13 protein-coding genes are annotated in these 16946 nt (G+C 70.0%); 8 read left to right on the forward strand and 5 right to left on the reverse strand.

The window, feature by feature from the left end:
• Nucleotides 1–173 precede the first annotated feature (173 nt).
• From SYV04_RS01215 to SYV04_RS01235, 5 genes are all read left to right on the forward strand, one after another.
• Nucleotides 174–1769: an NAD(P)/FAD-dependent oxidoreductase gene (locus tag SYV04_RS01215; RefSeq protein ID WP_321543699.1), complete on the forward strand. Its 1596-nt coding sequence runs from the start codon at nucleotides 174–176 to the stop codon at nucleotides 1767–1769.
• A gap of 41 nt (nucleotides 1770–1810) precedes the next feature.
• Complete coding sequence (locus SYV04_RS01220) at nucleotides 1811–2170, forward strand: hypothetical protein (protein ID WP_321543700.1); 360 nt, start codon at nucleotides 1811–1813, stop codon at nucleotides 2168–2170.
• 128 nt (nucleotides 2171–2298) lie between these two features.
• The gene (locus tag SYV04_RS01225; protein WP_321543701.1) at nucleotides 2299–3441 is read left to right on the forward strand and encodes a class I SAM-dependent rRNA methyltransferase; all 1143 of its coding nucleotides are present in this window, start codon (nucleotides 2299–2301) and stop codon (nucleotides 3439–3441) included.
• 52 nt (nucleotides 3442–3493) lie between these two features.
• Nucleotides 3494–5038 carry a 3'-5' exoribonuclease YhaM family protein gene (locus tag SYV04_RS01230; protein WP_321544460.1) on the forward strand — a complete coding sequence of 515 codons (1545 nt, stop codon included), beginning with the start codon at nucleotides 3494–3496 and terminating at the stop codon, nucleotides 5036–5038.
• 1 nt (nucleotide 5039) lies between these two features.
• The gene (locus SYV04_RS01235; protein WP_321543702.1) at nucleotides 5040–6992 is read left to right on the forward strand and encodes an HD domain-containing phosphohydrolase; all 1953 of its coding nucleotides are present in this window, start codon (nucleotides 5040–5042) and stop codon (nucleotides 6990–6992) included.
• A 1-nt stretch (nucleotide 6993) separates the two neighbouring features.
• On the opposite strand, the gene SYV04_RS01240 is transcribed toward SYV04_RS01235, so the two are convergent.
• From SYV04_RS01240 to metG, 3 genes are read right to left on the reverse strand one after another with little or no spacing between them, the layout of a single operon-like run.
• On the reverse strand, nucleotides 6994–7770 hold the full coding sequence (locus tag SYV04_RS01240; RefSeq protein WP_321543703.1) for a TatD family hydrolase: 777 nt from the start codon (nucleotides 7768–7770) through the stop codon (nucleotides 6994–6996).
• Nucleotides 7767–8738, reverse strand: coding sequence for a HEAT repeat domain-containing protein (locus SYV04_RS01245; protein ID WP_321543704.1), 972 nt, complete (start codon nucleotides 8736–8738; stop codon nucleotides 7767–7769). The genes SYV04_RS01240 and SYV04_RS01245 overlap by 4 nt, the downstream gene beginning before the upstream one ends.
• A 5-nt stretch (nucleotides 8739–8743) precedes the next feature.
• Nucleotides 8744–10846, reverse strand: a complete 2103-nt coding sequence (gene metG / locus SYV04_RS01250; protein ID WP_321543705.1) for a methionine--tRNA ligase — start codon at nucleotides 10844–10846, stop codon at nucleotides 8744–8746.
• 109 nt (nucleotides 10847–10955) lie between these two features.
• On the opposite strand from metG, the gene SYV04_RS01255 reads away from it, so the two are divergent.
• The 3 genes from SYV04_RS01255 to SYV04_RS01265 all read left to right on the forward strand — a co-directional run bounded on the left by SYV04_RS01255 (nucleotide 10956) and on the right by SYV04_RS01265 (nucleotide 14527).
• A complete protein-coding gene (locus SYV04_RS01255) occupies nucleotides 10956–11753 on the forward strand; it encodes an NRDE family protein (RefSeq protein ID WP_321543706.1) in 798 nt (265 codons plus the stop codon).
• Nucleotides 11754–11953: 200 nt separating this feature from the next.
• Nucleotides 11954–12355, forward strand: coding sequence for a response regulator (locus tag SYV04_RS01260; protein WP_321543707.1), 402 nt, complete (start codon nucleotides 11954–11956; stop codon nucleotides 12353–12355).
• Between the two features lie 42 nt (nucleotides 12356–12397).
• Nucleotides 12398–14527, forward strand: a complete 2130-nt coding sequence (locus tag SYV04_RS01265; protein WP_321543708.1) for a HEAT repeat domain-containing protein — start codon at nucleotides 12398–12400, stop codon at nucleotides 14525–14527.
• A 21-nt stretch (nucleotides 14528–14548) separates the two neighbouring features.
• Here SYV04_RS01265 and holA read toward each other — a convergent pair whose 3' ends face one another.
• A complete protein-coding gene (holA, locus tag SYV04_RS01270; RefSeq protein WP_321543709.1) occupies nucleotides 14549–15868 on the reverse strand; it encodes a DNA polymerase III subunit delta in 1320 nt (439 codons plus the stop codon).
• A complete protein-coding gene (holB, locus tag SYV04_RS01275; protein ID WP_321543710.1) occupies nucleotides 15865–16899 on the reverse strand; it encodes a DNA polymerase III subunit delta' in 1035 nt (344 codons plus the stop codon). Before holB ends, holA begins: the two co-directional genes overlap by 4 nt.
• Nucleotides 16900–16946 lie beyond the last annotated feature (47 nt).

Consider the following 16946-nt stretch of genomic DNA (forward strand, 5'->3'; position numbering starts at 1 on the left):
GCGGACGACTGCGAAGCAGCCTTCGCACTCCGCTCCGGCCCCCAGGGAACGCGGCCCGAGGGTGCATAACGGGGTACACACCCTAGCCCTGGGGAGCCCCGTGTTTTCAGGGACTTGCAATCCACCTCGTGGACAAGACAGATAGCCGCCCCCAACGCAGGAGACGAGCACACATGGCGTACCGGGTGAACAACATCGGGCTGTGGCTGGACGAGCCGGAGGAGCTGCTCGGCCAGCGAGCAGCCGAGAAGCTGGGGGTGACCCGGTCCGACCTGGCATCGGTGCGCGTGGTGCGCTCGGTGCTGGACGCGCGCAAGAAGGGCAGCCCCCGCTACATCTATACGCTGGAAGTCACGCTGGCCCCGGGCCGCACCGCCGTGCGCCTGCCGCCAGACGTGAGCGAGGCGCCACCGCCGCCCGAGCCGCTGCCGCGCGTGAAGGAGCCGGAGCGCTGGCCGCTCATCATCGGCACCGGCCCCGCGGGCCTGTTCTGCGCCCTGGGGCTGCTGGAGCGCGGGGTGCGCAGCATCCTCCTGGAGCGAGGCCGCGAGGTGGTGACGCGCCGCAAGGATGTGGCGAAGCTGATGCGCGACGGCTCGCTGCACCCGGAGAGCAACATGAACTTCGGCGAGGGCGGCGCCGGGGCCTATACGGACGGCAAGCTGTCCACGCGCATCAACCACCCCATGGTGCGCAAGGTCATCGAGACGTTCGCGCAGTACGGCGCGCCGGACCACATCCTCGTGGATGGCAAGCCGCACATCGGCTCGGACCTGCTGCCGGGCGCGGTGGCGCGCATCCGGGACATGCTCATCGCCGGCGGCTGCCAGGTGCATTTCGAGCAGCGGGTGGAGGATCTGCTCTACCGCGATGGCCACGTGGCGGGCGTCCGGATGGCGGATGGGCGCACCCTGGAGAGCGATCGGGTGGTGCTGGCGCCGGGCAACTCGGCCCGTGAGCTGTACGAGCGCTTCGCCACCGACGGGCGCGTGAGCGTCGAGGCCAAGCCCTTCGCCATCGGCTTCCGCGCCGAGCACCCGCAGGGACTCATCAACAGCATCCAGTACGGCAACGCGGCGAAGAACCCGAAGCTGCCCCCGGCCGACTACAAGCTGGCGGAGAACCTCGAGGTGGATGGCGAGGTGCGCGGCATCTACTCGTTCTGCATGTGCCCTGGCGGCATCGTCGTGCCCACGCCCACCGAAGAGGGCCTGCAATGCACCAACGGCATGAGCAACTCGCGCCGCAACGCGAAGTACGCCAACGCCGGCATCGTCGTCACCGTGTCCGTGCAGGACTTCGAGAAGGAGGGCTTCCGGGGGCCGCTGGCGGGCCTGGAGTTCCAGCGCCACTGGGAGAAGAAGGCGTATGAGCTGGGCGGAGGCCGCTTCTTCGCCCCGGCGCAGACCATCCCCGACTACCTCGCCGGCCGCGTGAAGAAGGAGCCGGGCGGCACCAGCTACCGGCCCGGCCTCGTTCACGCGGACCTCAACCGCCTCTTCCCCGAGCGGCTCACGCAGTCCATCAAGCAGGCCCTGCGCGGCTTCGACCGCAAGATGCGCGGCTTCATCAGCGAGGAGGGCAAGCTCATCGGCATCGAGAGCCGCACCAGCTCTCCGCTGCGTATTACTCGGGGCGAGGACCTCCAGTCCGTGTCGCTCCGGGGGCTGTACCCCGGCGGCGAGGGGTGTGGCTACGCGGGCGGGATCGTCTCCTCGGCTATTGATGGCCTCCGCATCGCTGAACAGATTGCGGGGGAGCTGGCCTGAGCTGGCTCGCCAGGATGCTCTCCTGGCGATGGGAGGAGCCCATGCGTTACCGCGTACGCACCCCGGAAGGTGAGCTGGAATACCCGAGCCTCCGGGATGTGGAGCAGGCCTATATGCAGGGGCTCGTCGCTCCCCAGGACGAGGTGCTCGAGGAGGGCGCCACGCTCTGGCGCAAGGCGGAGAGCCTGCCTTCGCTGGTCCGGGCCCGCCGCGCCTCAACTGCGGCGGGCGGACGTGCCCAGACGTTGACCGTGCTGGCGGCGGTGGCGCTGGGAGGCATCGCCCTCTACCTGCTCTCCACGGGGGCGAACCTGCTGTGGGTGTTCGCGCTCGCCATCCTCGTCATCTCCATCCTCTCGCGAGTGGTGATCAAGGCGTTTCGGCGCCCCCCTCCTCGCTGAGCTCTCTCCCCTGCTCTCCAGCGCGGCGGCCCAGCGCCTGCCGACAGAGGCCGTGGGGGGCCCCATGTTCTCCCCTGGCGGGCCCGTTGGCCCGGGGACCGCGGCAACGCGGAGAAGGGAGGACACCCTTGTTCAACACCTACCTGTCCCGAGAGGCGGCGCAGAAGCTCCGTCACGGTGCCTTCTGGCTGCGCCGGGAGGACATTCTCTCCATGGACGGCACCCCCAACGCGGGCGAGCCCGTCCAACTCCGCGATGAGGATGGGCAGGTGCTCGGACTGGGAGACGTGGACCTCGAGTCCTCCTCCTATGCCATCCGCCGCCTGGGTCTGCCCGAAGAGGCCGCCGAAGGCCTCATCCCCCGCCACGTCCGCCATGCCCTCGAGCGGAGGGCCCACCTCGTCGACGATCCGCGCTTCTGTCGACTGGTGAACGATGACGGGGACGGGCTGCCCGGCCTCATCGTGGACCGGTACGACACGCACTTCGTCATCCAGACCCTCACCCGGGCCATGGACGCGCGCATCGAAGAGCTCACCCGCGCCATCGTGGAGGTGGCCGGCGCCGGCTCGGTGCTCCTGCGCAACGACTCGCACCGCCGTCGGCAGATGGGGCTCGCCCCGCAGCGCCCCCACGTGCTGTACGGCACCCCGCCCCGCTGGTGCCGCGTGCTGGAGCTGGGCGCGCGCTTCACCGTGGACCTCACCTACGGGCTCAACACCGGCTACCACTATGACCACCGCGAGCTGCGCCGCTTCATCGCGCGCCTGGCCCGCGACGCCCGGGTGCTGGACCCGTGCTGCAACGTGGGAGGCCTCTTCATCCACGCGGGCCTCCATGGAGCGCGGCAGTTGCTGGCCTTCGACGGAGACGCGGACGCCGCGGACCTGGCGCGCGAGAACGCCGAGGCCAACGGGCTGCTCGGCCGGGTCCGGGTAGAGACAGGCTCCACCCTGGCCGTCCTCAAGGGCCAGACGGACACCTTCGACCTGGTGCTGCTCGACACCCGCGAGGCGGACTCCTCCGAGGGCTTCATCGAGTTCGTTCGCCTGGGGTTGCGGCGCACCCGCCATGGCGGCCGGCTGCTGCTGACCGGCTACCACCCGCCCCTGGCCCTGGGTGCCTTCGAGGAGCTGGTGGCCGAGGCCTGCGAGCGCGAGCAACGCGTGGCCTTCCGGCTGGCCCGGCTGGGCCTGCCTCCGGACCACCCCTCCCCCGTGAACACCCCCGGGGCCGACTACCTGGACGCGGTCGCACTTGAAGTGAATTGACCTCATCCAAACGTTCCCCCGACGGCTGGGGGTGGTAGTGTCGACCGCTACGATGACGACCGACAACCCGTCCGAGACTCCATCGCCCGCCGCCGAGGGCGGCTCCGTCGAGACCGTGCGCAAGGTGTACGTCAAGGACCTGCGCGAAAAGGACCGCGTCCAGACCGTCTTCCGCGTCACCCAGAAGAACAAGGTGAGCGCGCGCAGCGGCAAGGTGTTCCTGGCGCTCGTGCTCGCGGACAAGACCGGCGAGGTGGATGCGCGCATCTTCGACAAGGTGGATGCGCTCGAGCCTGCCTTCGTTCCCGGGGACCACGTCCTGGTCCAGGGCCATGTCATCAACTTCCACGGCAAGACGCAGGTCGTGGTCGAGGCCCTCGAGCGCCTGGACCCGGGCCCGCTGGACCTCACGGAATTCGAGCCGCCTCCGGCTCCGCCCCCGGCGGCCGCCGAGTCCCCCGCGGCGCAGGACAGCGCCCAGGAGCAGCCGCAGCAGGCCCAGCCCCAGGAGAAGCGCGAGGAGGCTGGCTCCCAGCGCCCCGCTCGCGAGGAGGGCGGCCCCACCTCCGGCGCCCGCGCCGTGGGACAGATCCGCGAGATCATCACCGAGCGCGTCAATGATGCGCACGTGAAGCAGCTGCTGCTGGCGTTCCTGGATGACCCGCAGATCGCCGCGGGCCTGCCGCACGCTCCGGCCGCCAAGGGCATCCACCACGCCTACCGTGGCGGGCTGGCCGAGCACCTGCTGTCGGTCATCCGGCTGACGCTGCGCGTGGCGGACCACTACCCCATGGCGGACCGGGACCTGCTGCTGGCGGGCGCCCTGCTCCATGACGTGATGAAGGTGGCGGAGATCTCCCCGGAGAAGGGCTTCGAGTACACCGACGAGGGCAAGCTCGTTGGCCACCTGGTGATGACCGCGCAGAAGATCCGCGAGAAGACCCTGGCCATCCCCGGCTTCCCGCCGCTGCTCGAGCAGCACCTCACCCACCTCGTGCTCGCGCACCACGGCAAGCTGGAGTACGGCTCGCCCCGGCTGCCCGTGACGATCGAGGCGTTCATCGTCCACGCCCTGGACTCGCTCGACTCGCGCATCGCCTCGTGGCTGGAGGCCATGTCGCGCGACCCGAACGAGAAGTGGACCGAGACCCTCAAGCTCTACGAGCGCCAGCTCTGGAAGGGTCCCTCTCCCACCTCCCGAGGCAAGTCCCCCGTCGAGGGCCGCCGCCGCTCGCGCGAGGAGCGCAAGAAGGGCAAGGGCCAGCACGGAGGCGCCCCGCAGGCCCAGGCCTCGGGTGGTGAGGCTCCCGCCGGCGCGCCGCGCAAGGAGCGCCCGCCCAAGGAGAACCGTCCGCCCAAGGAAGGCCGCCCGCCCAAGGAGGCACGCCCGCCGCGTGAGGACCGTCCGCCCCGCGAGGACCGTCCGCCGCGTGAGGACCGTCCGCCCCGTGAGGAGCGCCCACCCCGCCCGCCGCGTGACCCCAACTCCCTGCCCCAGGAGCTGACCTTCAAGCCCTTCAGCGCGCTGACCACGCTGGCGCCGTCCGGCTCCACGTCGAAGCCCGAGGGCGAAGGTGAGGGCTCCTCGGAAAGCTGACATGGCCAAGCGTCTCGGAGAGCGACTGGTCGAAGCCGGCCTCGTCACCACCGAGGCCGTGGAGAAGGCCCTCGACCACCAGAAGATCACCGGCCACAAGCTGGGCGACTGTCTGGTGGACCTGGGCCTGCTCCAGGAGGCGGCGCTGCTGCGCTTCCTGGCGGCGGAGTTCCAGACGCGCTTCGTGACCGCCGACAAGCTGGCCAAGGCGAAGCTGCCCTCCGACGTGCTGGACAAGCTGCCGGTGCGCATGGCCGAGGCGCAGAACGTGCTGCCGCTGGCGTACGACTCGGACCGCAAGCTGCTGTCCATCGTCGCCGCCGAGCCGCAGAACAAGTCGCTGCTGGACGAGATCGCCCTCGTCACGGGCGTCTCGGAGGTCTACGCGTACATCGGCCTGCGCAGCGCCATCGCGGCGGCCATCCGCAAGCACTACTACGGCGACCCCACCGCCTTCGCTACGCTGGAGTCGGGAGGCATCCAGGCCCCTCGCGCGGACGCGTCCGCCCAGCCCAACTCCGACACCTCGGGCAGCGGCAGGGGCAGCGCCCCCAGCCTCCAGCTCCGCATCGAGACGGATCCGCGCCTGAGGACCCACCGCTCGGGCACCCAGGCGCGCCTGCCCACGCAGATGCGCGAGGCGCTGAGCGGCTCGCGCTCGGGCGTGGCCGAGAGCGACTTCATCGAGACGATCAACATCCTGGTGGGCCTGCTGGAGCAGGAGCGTCCCCACCACCGTGGCCACTCCGCACAATTGGCGCGGCAGGCCACCATCGTCGGCCGGCGCATGGGCATGGCGCCTCGGGAGCTGGCCTCGCTGGCCATGGCCGCCTACCTGCACGATCTGGGCAAGCCCGCCGAGCGCCACTACACCCTGGCCAGCAACGCCGCCAACGCCGACTGGAAGTCCGAAGCCAAGCGCCTGGCCCGCGCGCCCACCCGTCTCTTCGAGGCCGTGCATCTGCCGGTGGCGGTGAACACCATCCTCGCCCAGCTCTACGAGGCCTATGACGGCTCGGGCACACCCCAGGGCACCAAGGGCGAGGAGATCAGCCTCGGCGCCCGCATCCTCTCCACGGTGGACAGCTTCCTCGACCTGACGAAGAACCCCTCCAACGCTCACGGGAAGGCCTTGTCCAAGGCCCAGGCGCTGGACCACCTGCGGAAGAACGCGGGGGCGCTCTATGACCCGGTGGTGGCGGACATCGTCGGGCAGGTGCAGAGCGGCGAGCTGCTGCGCCACCGCATCGTCCAGGACGGGCGCCAGGTGCTCATCGCCGAGTCGGACGAGGCCACGCGCACGGACATGCTGGAGTCGGTGCTACGCCTGGGCTTGGTGGTCCACGCCTTCTCCACGCTGGAGGGAGCGCTCGACGCACTGGCGCAGCAGGACTGCGACGTGCTGGTGCTGAGCCTGCGCTTCGGGATCGCCGATGTGACGGCCTTGCTCCAGTACGCGCGCACGTCGCCGGAGAGCTCGGGGCTGCCCATCCTCGTCCTCGGGGAGCCGGACAATTCCTCCCGGGACCGGCTGCTCATGGCGGGCGCCTCGGCGGTGACGGCTCCTTCCGACACCGACAAGGCCGCCGCGATGGTGAAGCAGCTCTACGAGGACCGCATCCTCCACAACGGCCCGGCGCGCGTGGTGCGTGGCAGCTACGACGAGCTGCCCCTGACGGAGCTGCTCAAGACGCTGGCCGCGGGGCGTAAGTCCGGGCGGCTCCACCTGCGCCACCACTCGCTCGAGGGCTACCTGCACCTGGAGCATGGCAAGGTCGTCTACGCCTCCTACGCAGGGCAGACCGGCGAGTCCGCGATGCAGGCGCTGCTCCAGATGAAGCAGGCGGACTTCCAGTACGATCCCGACTCGCTGCTGCTGGAACTCCCCCACCTCGACAAGGACCTGGATCAGGTGGTGAAGGAGCTGGGCGTTCGCCGCTCGGCCACCGCGTAGCTCACGCCACGCGCAGCCCGAACAGGCCCGAGGCCGTGGCCGTTGTCACCGCCGCCAGCTCTTCCAGAGACACGCCCTTGAGCTCGGCCACCTTGCGCGCCGTCTCCACCACGTGCGCGGGCTCGTTCTTGCGGCCCCGGTGCGGCACTGGCGCCAGGAAGGGGCTGTCCGTCTCCACCATCAGCCGGTCCAGCGGCGTGAAGCGCACGGCGTCCTGGAGCGCCTCCGTCTTCTTGTAGGTGACGACGCCCGACAGGGAGATGTGGAAGCCCAGGTCCAGGTAGCGCCGCGCGGCGGTGGTGTCTCCCGTGAAGCAGTGGATGACGCCACGGCGCAGACCCACCTCTTTCAGGATGGCCTCGCAGTCCTCATGCGCGTCGCGCACATGCACCACCAGCGGCTTGTCCAGCGTGCGCGCCAGGAGGCACTGGCGCCGGAACACCTCGGCCTGCACATCGCGGGGAGAGCGGTCGTAGTAGTAGTCCAGACCCGCCTCACCCACCGCGCGCACCTCGGGCCGGGCGCAGGTGCGCTCCAGGGTGGCGAAGTCTTCCTCGGTGGCGCGCGCGGCCTCGTGCGGGTGGATGCCCAGCGTGGGCGACAGGAAGTCCGGGTGCGCCGCGGCCACCTCCAGCGCGTTGCCCCAGTCCCCGGGGCCCTGGAACTGCCCCACCACCACGGCGTGGACCAGGCCGGCGGCGCGGGCGCGATCCAGCACTGCGCCGAGCTGCGCGTAGTCGGCGGACTCGAGGTGACAGTGGGCGTCGATGAGCTTCATGGCGTCTCCTGCAACAGTTCGGTGAGCTCGGACCGCGCCTCGGGCGAAGAGAAGGAGGGAATGGCGGCTCGCACGCGCGCCTGCCCCTCGGGCGATCCCAATCGCCACACCCCCTCGGCCGCATCCAACCGGAAGTCCTCGGGGGCGCGGGTGTCCTCCAGCAGGGCCAGCAGCCACGGCAGCGCCTCGGCGGCTCCCAGCCTCCCAAGCCCCCGCGCGGCGGCACCCCGGCAGGGGTCCTTCGGGTCTTCCACGATGGTGCGCAGCCGCTCCAATGCGCCCGGCACCTTCACCTCGCCACACAGCTCCAGGGCGAGCGCCCGATCCGTGCTCCAGCGCTTCTGGGTGCGCTTCAGGAGCCACTCCACCCCTTCCGAGTCTCCCAGCCGCGCCAGCACCCCCGCGGCCTGGGTGCGCTCGAAGCCCGGCAGCAGCCAGCGGCGGAACAGGCGTTTGATGGAGGGCAGCGCGCGGGGATCCTCCAACTCCGCCAGCGCTCCCAGGGCCCGGAAGCGCAGGCGGTCGTTGTCCAGCGCCTCCACGAGGATCTCCATCCCCGAGCTGTGCTTCAGCGCGGCCATGCCCCGCGCCGCCTCGAAGCGTATCTCCGGGATGGGGTCCTCCAGCATGCGCGCGAGGGCGCCACGCAGCTCGGGCCGCGCGAGATCGGCGATGCGTCCGGTGGCCTCCAGGCGCACGCCGAGATCGGCGTCCGACAACCGGGCGGTGAGCGTGTCGGGCAGCTCCTCGGGAGACAGCACCAGCGTGGCCAGCCCGAGGCCCGAGCGGCGCACCTCGCCCTGCGCGTCAGCGAGCAGCCGCACGAGCACCTCGGCGAACTCGGGCGCGCGCGACGGGTCCTCGGACGCGATCTGATAGAGCAGATCCGCGGCCTCGGCGCGGGCCTGGGGACGCTGCTCCCGCTCCAGCGCGAGCAACGCCCGCTCTCGCTCGGCCCGCCAGTCCATGGCGCTCACTTCACCTCGGAGCCGGGCGGCATGTCCCCCGGATCCAGCAGCGACAGGTCCTTACCCCCGGGGCCCGCGGTCAGGAGCATCCCTCGCGACTCGATGCCCTTGAGCTTGCGCGGCTTGAGGTTCATCACCACCACCACCCGGCGGCCCGACACCTGCTCCGGCGTGTACGCCTGGGCGATGCCCGACACGATGGTGCGCGGCGCCTCCTCGCCCACGTCCACCGTGAGCTTCAGCAGCTTGTCCGCGTTGGCCACCTTCTCGGCGGCGACGATCTTCCCCACCTTGAGCACCACCTTGGCGAAGTCGTCGTACTCGATGTCCCCAGGCGTTGCCGCCGGTGCTCCCGCTCCGGCCCCAGGCGAGGCCTGCGGGGTGGGCTGCTCGGCCGGCTTCTTCTCGGCCTTCTTCTCCGCCTTCTTGGGAGCCTCCTTCACGGGCTCCGTGGGGGACGGCGGGATGAGGGCATTCACCTGCGTCTCCTCGAGCCGTGGGAGCAGCGGCTCCGGGGTGCCGATGGGGCGGCTGCGATCCAGCAGCGGGTAGCGCGCACGCTCCAGCGCCTGGAAGGTGAGCGGCTCCGCGCCGAGCTGCGCGAAGAGCTTCTCCGTCAACCGAGGCGTCACCGGCGCCAGCAGCGCGCCCAGCAGGTAGACGACGTCCGCCACGTCCGAGAGGTCCGCGCGCGCGCCCTCCACATCCGTCTTCTGCTTGGCCCACGGCGCCTGCGTCTGGAGGAAGGCGTTGGCCGTCTGGGCGATCTCGACGATCGCCTTGATGGCGTTGCGGTACTCCAGCTTCTCGAAGGCCTCGCGCACCTCGGGGACGCGGGCCAGCGCGGCCTCCACCAGCGCCTTGCCCTGCCCGTCCTTGCCCGGCGCCAGCCGCTTCTCCAGCGATCCGGAGAGGATGGTGAGCGCGCGGTTGGCCAGGTTGCACACGTTGTTGACCAGCTCGCCGTTCACCCGCAGACGGAAGTCCTTGAGGTTCAGGTCGAAGTCCTCGGGACCCGGGCCCAGGTTCGCCGCGTAGAAGAAGCGCAGGTAGCTCGGATCCAGGTTGTCCAGGTACGTGCGCGCGGCCACCAGGGTGCCCCGGCTCTTGGACATCTTCTCGCCGTTCACCGTGAGGTGTCCGTGGATCTTCAGCTCGGTGGGCACGTGCAGGTTCGCCACGTTGAGCACCGCGGGCCAGAACAGCGCGTGGAAGTAGACGATGTCCTTGCCGATGAAGTGGACGATGCGGGTCTTGGCGTCCGGGGCCCAGTAGTCGAGCGCGCTCTGGGCCTTGCCCGTCTCCTTCGCCCACTTCTCCGTGGTGGCGATGTACCCGATGGGCGCATCCAGCCAGACGTAGAAGTACTTGTCCGTCTCACCCGGGATGGCGAAGCCGAAGTAGGGCCCATCACGGCTGATGTCCCAGTCGGCCAGCCCCTTCTCGAAGAAGCTCTGGAGCTGATTGGCCAGCCCCGCGTGGATGAAGCCCGGCCGCTTGAGCACCTGCTGCAGGAAGTCCGCGTGGCGCGACAGCTTGAAGAACAGGTGCGCCGAGTGCTTGCGCACCGGGGGCGTGCCGCACAGCGAGCACTTGGGATCGATCAGGTCCGTGGGGCTGTAGGCCTTGCCGCACTTCTCGCACGCGTCCCCGTACTGGTCGGCCGCCTTGCAGTTGGGGCAGGTGCCCCTGATGAAGCGGTCCGGCAGGAAGCGCTTGTCCTTCTCGCAGTAGGTCTGCTCGATGTCACGGCGCTCGATGTCGCCCTTCTCCTTCAGCCGCCCGTAGATGAGCTCGGAGTAGTGCCGGTTCTCGGGCGAGTGCGTGGAGTGAAACCAGTCGACGGAGATATCCAGGTCCTGGAAGTCCTTCTTGTGCTGCTCGTAGAAGCGGGCCACGAACTCCTCGGGCTTCAGGCCCTGCTTCGCGGCGTTCAGCTCGATGGGCGTGCCGTGCGTGTCGTCCGCGCAGAAGTAGACGACGTCCTTGCCGCACGACTTGAGGAAGCGGACGTAGACGTCGGTCTGGATGTACTCGACGGCGTGGCCGATGTGGATGGGGCCGTTCGCGTACGGAAGCGCGCTGGTGACGAGGATCTTCTCCGCCATGGACTCTCCTGAAGGGCGGCGGACTGTAGCCGCTCGAATGCCCGCGGTCATCGGTGCTGGTGAGGGGTCGCTGCGCGCCACCGCCCCCGGGTGTTATGGACTCGATACGATGTGTACCCTTCTGATCCTCCGCCACGTCCACCCCGAGTGGCCGCTCATCCTCGCCTCCAACCGCGATGAGCTGTACGCGCGCCCCACCACCGGCCCCCAGGTCCTCGCTGGCTCGCCGCGCATCCTCGTCCCGGGCCTGGACGGAGTGCGTGGCGGTAGCTGGATGGGTGTAACCGAAGGGGGACTCTTTGTCGGGCTGACGAACCAGCGCGGCTCGCAGGCCCAGGGCCTGGCGCCCCGCTCACGGGGCGAGGTGGTGCTCTCGGCCCTGGGTACCGGGAATATCGACGCCATCGAGCGTTACCTGGACACGTTGGAGCCCGCTGGTTTCAACGCCTTCAACCTGCTCTATGGCGATGCGCACACCCTGCGCGTGGCCTACGCCCGCCCCTCCATCCCCCGGGTGGTTCGGGAGGACGTCCCCGCCGGCATCCATGTGCTGCCCAATGACGTGCTCGACAGCCCGGAGCTACCCAAGGTGGAGCGAGCCCGAATGCTCGCGGCCGAGTACACCCGGAGGCCCTGGCCCGAGCTGGCCCGTGCGCTCCAGGGGGTCATGGCCGACCATGTCCTCCCTCCCGAGGAGCAGAGCCCCGAGCCCCCGCCCGAGGCCGCCTTCTCCCGGGAGCAGGCCCGCCAGTACCAGGCCCTGTGCATCCACACCCCCGCCTATGGGACGCGCTCTTCCGCCCTGTTGGCGCTTGCCCCAGGCCGAGTGGGGCACTTCCTGGTGTCAGATAAGCCCCCCTGCCAGCAGGATTTTCGTGACTTCGGGGGTCTTCTCTCCCCACAGTGAGGAGACCTGTTCCCCTCACGTGAGGAGGGTCATCCGTGACACACGAGTCGATTTTTGGCAGGAATGCTCGGTTACAGTCCGCCGAGAGAAAAGCCGCAATCCCCTTAGAGGCTGAAAAGACTCACGAGTCCCGGTTGACCCACGATTTTCCCTGGTTTTCCTAGGGAGGCGTGTTGGCGTGTGGATTGCTAGAAGAAACGGTGGGTCCCTCTCTCATGGCGAAGATCCTCATCGTCGATGACGAAGTGCAGGTGGCCAGCGCGCTTCGGCGGCTGTTCCGGCGCGAGGGGTTTGCCGTAGAGGTGGCGCTCAACGGGGACGAGGCCCTCCAGAAGCTGACGACGTTCGACGCGGACCTGGTCATCTCCGACTTCCGGATGAAGGGGATGAACGGCGCCGAGCTGTTGGAGAAGGTGCTGCGCGTCTCGCCGCGGGCCGTCAGGATTCTGCTGTCCGGTCACGCGGATCTGTGGAGCAGCGCCCCCACCTCCGCCGCCCAGGCCGTCTCCCACTTCATCAGCAAGCCGTGGGACGACGACCACCTGGTGGCCCGTGTGCGCACGCTGCTGGGTGAGCAGGAGCCCTCCGCCTCGAATCCCTGAGGTGGAATCTCCCGGCCAGAGCCCGGGTAGAGTGCCCCGCCTATGACAGATGCCCTCAAGGAGCTGGCCCGGCAGCTCTCCTCCGAGGATCCGTACGAGCGCGAATCCGCCGTGCTGGAGCTGGTGGAGCTCGCGGACCCGAAGGCGGCCTCTCTGCTCGTGCGCGCCCTGGGGGACTCGGCGGAGCCCGTGCGCCGGTGGAGCGCCCATGGGCTGGCGAAGCTGGGCCGCGCGGAGGATGTGCCGGCCCTGCGCCGCACGATGGAGAAGGATCCGGCGCCTTCCGTGCGGATCCAGGCCGCGCTCGGCCTGGCACGCCTGGGTGAGCGGCCCGCGATCGATCGTCTGATCCAGTTCCTGAAGGAGCCCCCGCTGGATGCTCGGCACGATGCCGCCGAGGCCCTGCTCTCCCTTCAGGAGACAGCGCCCCTGCGTCCCCTGCTGCGCCCGATGCTCGACACGGAAGACGAGAGCAGCCGGGCCTGGGCCGCGGGGCTGCTGTATGCGCTGGGGGATGCCGACGCGTTCCTGCTGTGGCGCGGCACGCTGGGCTCGCCCGAGAGCCGCCGTGACGCGGTGGGCGTCGCTCCTTTCATGCGGGAGCCGGGCGCCATTCGCGAGCTGCTGCGGCTCCTGGCGGAGCTGCCCCAGGAGGAACTCGACGCCACCGAGGGAGATGAGCCCTCGCTGGCCGAGCACCTGGCCAACGCGTTGCGCCTGTCCGGCATGGAGCTGCTGCTGGGCGCCGAGGCCACGGAGGGACTCTGGTCGGACCTGCTCGCCCTGCTGGGCCGCCACCAGCACCTCGTCCCGGAGCTCGTCGACGATCTGGTGCAGTTCCTCGCCCAGCGCCCGCCCGCGGACCTGGGGAAGGATGTGGCACAGCTCCTGTCCGAGCAGGAGCCCGGTGAGCGAGGCGCCATCTTCCTGGCGATCGCCACCCTGCTGCCCGAGATCTCCATCCCCACGCTGGTGGCGCTCGAGGAGTCGGTCCGCGAGGAAGTGCTGGAGACGGTGCGCGAGGCGTTGGAGAACACCCGCGGTGAGGACGAGACGCTCACGGCGCTGGGGGAGACCCTGAGCGAGAGCCCCTTCGGCGAGCGCTTCGAGGGTCTGGCCGAAGCGAGCATGACTCAGGAGCAGGAGATCCCGGAGGAGGAAGAAGAGTCCGGAGCCTCCGTGACGCGCGAGATGCCCGCGGTGAAGGTCCCCTCCCCGGCCACCGTCACGCGGGAGATGCATGCCGTCGAGGAGCCGCCCGCGAGCCCGACGATGGAGTTCGAGCTGCCCGAGGAGTTCTCCGAGGAAGAAGAGGAGGACGAGGCGTGGCCGGCCACCGCGCCTCCCGAGGCCGATGTCGTGGCCCAGCGCATCCTGGCCGTGGGAGCGATGCTGCGGCGCCTGGTGCTGGAAGAGCGCCTCGCTCGGGGCAAGGATCCGTCCGCGAAGGAAGAGATCCAACGGCTCCAGCGATGGGTGGACGAAGAGGAGCTGTTCTCGCCGCTGGGGGCCACGGGCCTGGAGTTGTTCGAGGCGGAGCCCGGCGCCTGGTCCGAGGAGGATCGGCAGACCGTGGCCTGGATCTCGGAGGAGCTGCAGTTGCTGCTCTGGGCCCTGAAGCAGGGAAAGCTGCCGCCCTCGGAGGCCCGCGTGGAGGCCGCTCCGCTGCTGGAGAAGCTGCCCCTGCTGAAGGAGCCACAGCCCTTCCTGGATGCCGCCGAGCGGCGTTCTCTCGAAGAGGTGGAGGCCCAGCGCGATCGCTGGGAGGTGATGCTGGACTGCGCCCGCTATGAGTCGTTCGCCCGGGGCATCCAGGCCGAGCCGTCGCTCGCCGAAGGGGATCCCGAATTGGAGCGAGTGCTCGACTCGGCCGAGAACGAGGGCTTCGATCGGAGCGCGGTGGAAGCCAAGCACGGCCCGGTCCGGGCCGCCGTGGAGGGGCTGCGCTTCTGGGGCCGCTTCCTCGTCACCGAGCTCCAGAAGGAAGGGCTGCTGGCTGGAAAGCCCGGTGAGGGGCTCATGTTCCAGGGCAAGCGCCTGGCGGAAATGGATGAGGGGACGCTGGCCCTGCTGCTCGGGCTCTCCCATGGGCGCCATGCGGCCCTGGGATGGCTCCTCGAAGGCGAAGGCGATGAGGGCGCGCCGCCCGAGGACGAGGACGAGCCCGGGTAGGCCCGCCGCTCGCCCGGCACCTCATGCCGGGCGGGCGCAGACGGTCCACAGCAGGCGCTCGATGACGAGCTTTCCGCTGGCGGAGGACTTGAGCTCCAGGTCCGCCTCCGCGCAGGACACCAGCGCCCGCAGCAACTCCCGCCGCTCGTAGCGCGCCGCGGCCTGCATGCTCAGGAACGCCGCGTAGGGGTGCGGCACGCGCCCCTTGGCCGCCTTCGTCTCCTGCTCGATCTTCGGGAAGATGCGCGACTTGAAGTCATCGAAGCCGCGCGGCGGTGAGCCCTTCGCGTAGTGGTTCAGCCGCTCGTGGTTCTCCAGCAACCCGCGCACGATGGAGGCCACCGCTCCCAACAGTTGCAGCGCGGCGGTCCCCTGCCCCATCGCGTCCTCGGCGTAGCCCAGCGCGCCCTTCAGGTCCCGCTTCTGGAGCGCCTCGGACAGCTCGAAGAACTCCTCCTCGCGCGCGTGGTGGACCAGCAGCGCCACGTCCGCCACGGGGATGGTGGACCCTTCCGCGTAGATGGCCAGCTTCTCCAGCTCCGACTGCAGCAGGCGGATGTTGCCGCCGATGCGCTCCTTGAGCTGCTCCAGCGCTCCGGGGCCCAGCTTCTTCTTGAAGGGCGCCAGGAACTCCTGGGCGATCTCCGACAAGTCCAGGTCCTTGTGGCGCGCGGCCACCTTGCGCTCGACGAGCCAGCCAGAGTCCTTGGCGAACTTGAGCAGCGGGCTCTTGGCGTCCACGTCCGTGGCGGCCAGCACCAGCGCGTGCCCCTTCGGCAGGCCCTTCTGGAGCAGCTCCAGCAGCGCCGAGGCATCTCCCTCGGGCGCGCTCACGCGCTCCTCGCGGCAGAACGCGGCCGCCTCCTTGAGGAAGGCGAGGTCCATCTCGGCCAGATCCACATCCAGCTCTTCCTTCCACGCCTCCGCCGAGGGCGCGCCCGGAGCCGTCGGATCGAGCTGATCCACGCCCCATCCCGCCCGCGCCGCCAGCGCCAGCAGCCGACGCGCGCCTTCCTTGCGCTTGCCCGCCTTCCACGCCTCGCGCGCCTTGCCCAGCGCGTCGCCACGCCCCTTCTTGGGCGCGAGGAACTCGGGGTCTCGCACCAGCACCACCTTGCGCCCCGGGAAGAGCGGCATCGTCGCCAGCTCTTGAGCCACCTCGCGCGGCGAGCCCGCGTCCAGCACCGCGAAGTTCAGCCCCATGGAGGCATCCGGCACCAGCGCCTTCACCAGCTCGTCGGCGCCCTTGCGGACCAGGTACTCCTCGCCCCACAGCAGGTACAGCGGCGCCACCTTGCCCGCCTTCACCTCCACCAGCACGTCGTCCATCTCCGCGCTCACCGGACCTCCCGCATGAACATCTCCAGCAGCATCCGCTCGAGCTGGAGCCGCGGCGAGCCGTTGCGCTGCCCGATGGCTCCCTGCGCGCGTTCGATCAGAGAGTGGCGGCGGTGCAGCTCCGCCTCGTGCGTGCGCACCGACGCCTCGTGCGCCAACGCCGCCAGATCCATGTTCGCCAGCCCCTCCGCGCCCACCTTTGCCCGGGCCACGTCTCGCAGCCAGAGCGACAGGAGCGCGAGCGCCTGCTCGGCCTCCTCGCGCGAGCTGCCGTACTCCTCCGCGAAGCGCAGCACCGCCAGCGCGTCATCCGGCTTGAGCGCCTCGTAGCGGGTGATGACCTCCTTGCGCCGAGCGAGCCCCTCCAGATCCAGGCGCAGCGCGCGCCCCAGGCTGCCTCCCGCCATCACCGCGGCCAGGGCGGCCGTCGGCGGATCCAGCTTGCGCTCCTGCTGCACGCGCTGGGCGACGAGGTCCACCGGCAGCGGGCCGAAATGCACCTTGCTGCAGCGGCTGCGGATGGTGGGCAGCAGCCGGTCCATCGCCGAGGCGATGAGGATCATCGTGGTGTCCGAGGGGGGCTCCTCCAACGTCTTGAGGAAGGCGTTCTGCGCCGACTCGTTCATCCGCTGGGCGGAGACGATGAGGGCCACCTTGCGCCGCGACTCCAGGCCGTGCAGGGCGAGGCGCTCCTGCAGGCCGCGGATCTGCTCCACGCGGATGTCCCGGCTGGGCGTCCCCGTGAAGTCCGAGCGCCCCGCGAGTCCCCGCGACACCCGCTCCTCGTCCGGCATCAGCCACGTCACGTCCGGGTGCAGCCCCTTGGCGATGCGCACGCAGCTGGCGCAGGTGCCGCACCCCACGTTGGGTTGCTCCGGACAGGTGAGCGCCTGGGCAAGCCCCACCGCGGCCAGCTCCTTGCCCACGCCCTCTGGCCCAGCAAACAAGTAAGCGTGGTGGACCACGCCCCCGCGCAGTGCCGCTTGGAGTGAATCAATCGCGCGCGGCTGTCCAATCACCGAGGCCAGCGTCATGGTGCGTGTATGTCCGCTTGGGCCCCGGGCGTCAACCGCCTGCTTGA

This window comes from Hyalangium ruber (assembly GCF_034259325.1).
GTDB lineage: Bacteria > Myxococcota > Myxococcia > Myxococcales > Myxococcaceae > Hyalangium_A > Hyalangium_A rubrum.

What these genes read in the sequence shown, in the direction of transcription:
- SYV04_RS01215 (WP_321543699.1), top strand. Translation starts at nt 174, where the DNA reads ATGGCGTACCGGGTGAACAACATCGGGCTGTGGCTGGACGAGCCGGAG.
- SYV04_RS01220 (WP_321543700.1), top strand. Translation starts at nt 1,811, where the DNA reads ATGCGTTACCGCGTACGCACCCCGGAAGGTGAGCTGGAATACCCGAGC.
- SYV04_RS01230 (WP_321544460.1), top strand. Translation starts at nt 3,494, where the DNA reads ATGACGACCGACAACCCGTCCGAGACTCCATCGCCCGCCGCCGAGGGC.
- SYV04_RS01235 (WP_321543702.1), top strand. Translation starts at nt 5,040, where the DNA reads ATGGCCAAGCGTCTCGGAGAGCGACTGGTCGAAGCCGGCCTCGTCACC.
- SYV04_RS01240 (WP_321543703.1), bottom strand. Translation starts at nt 7,770, where the DNA reads ATGAAGCTCATCGACGCCCACTGTCACCTCGAGTCCGCCGACTACGCG.
- SYV04_RS01245 (WP_321543704.1), bottom strand. Translation starts at nt 8,738, where the DNA reads ATGGACTGGCGGGCCGAGCGAGAGCGGGCGTTGCTCGCGCTGGAGCGG.
- metG (WP_321543705.1), bottom strand. Translation starts at nt 10,846, where the DNA reads ATGGCGGAGAAGATCCTCGTCACCAGCGCGCTTCCGTACGCGAACGGC.
- SYV04_RS01255 (WP_321543706.1), top strand. Translation starts at nt 10,956, where the DNA reads ATGTGTACCCTTCTGATCCTCCGCCACGTCCACCCCGAGTGGCCGCTC.
- SYV04_RS01265 (WP_321543708.1), top strand. Translation starts at nt 12,398, where the DNA reads ATGACAGATGCCCTCAAGGAGCTGGCCCGGCAGCTCTCCTCCGAGGAT.
- holB (WP_321543710.1), bottom strand. Translation starts at nt 16,899, where the DNA reads ATGACGCTGGCCTCGGTGATTGGACAGCCGCGCGCGATTGATTCACTC.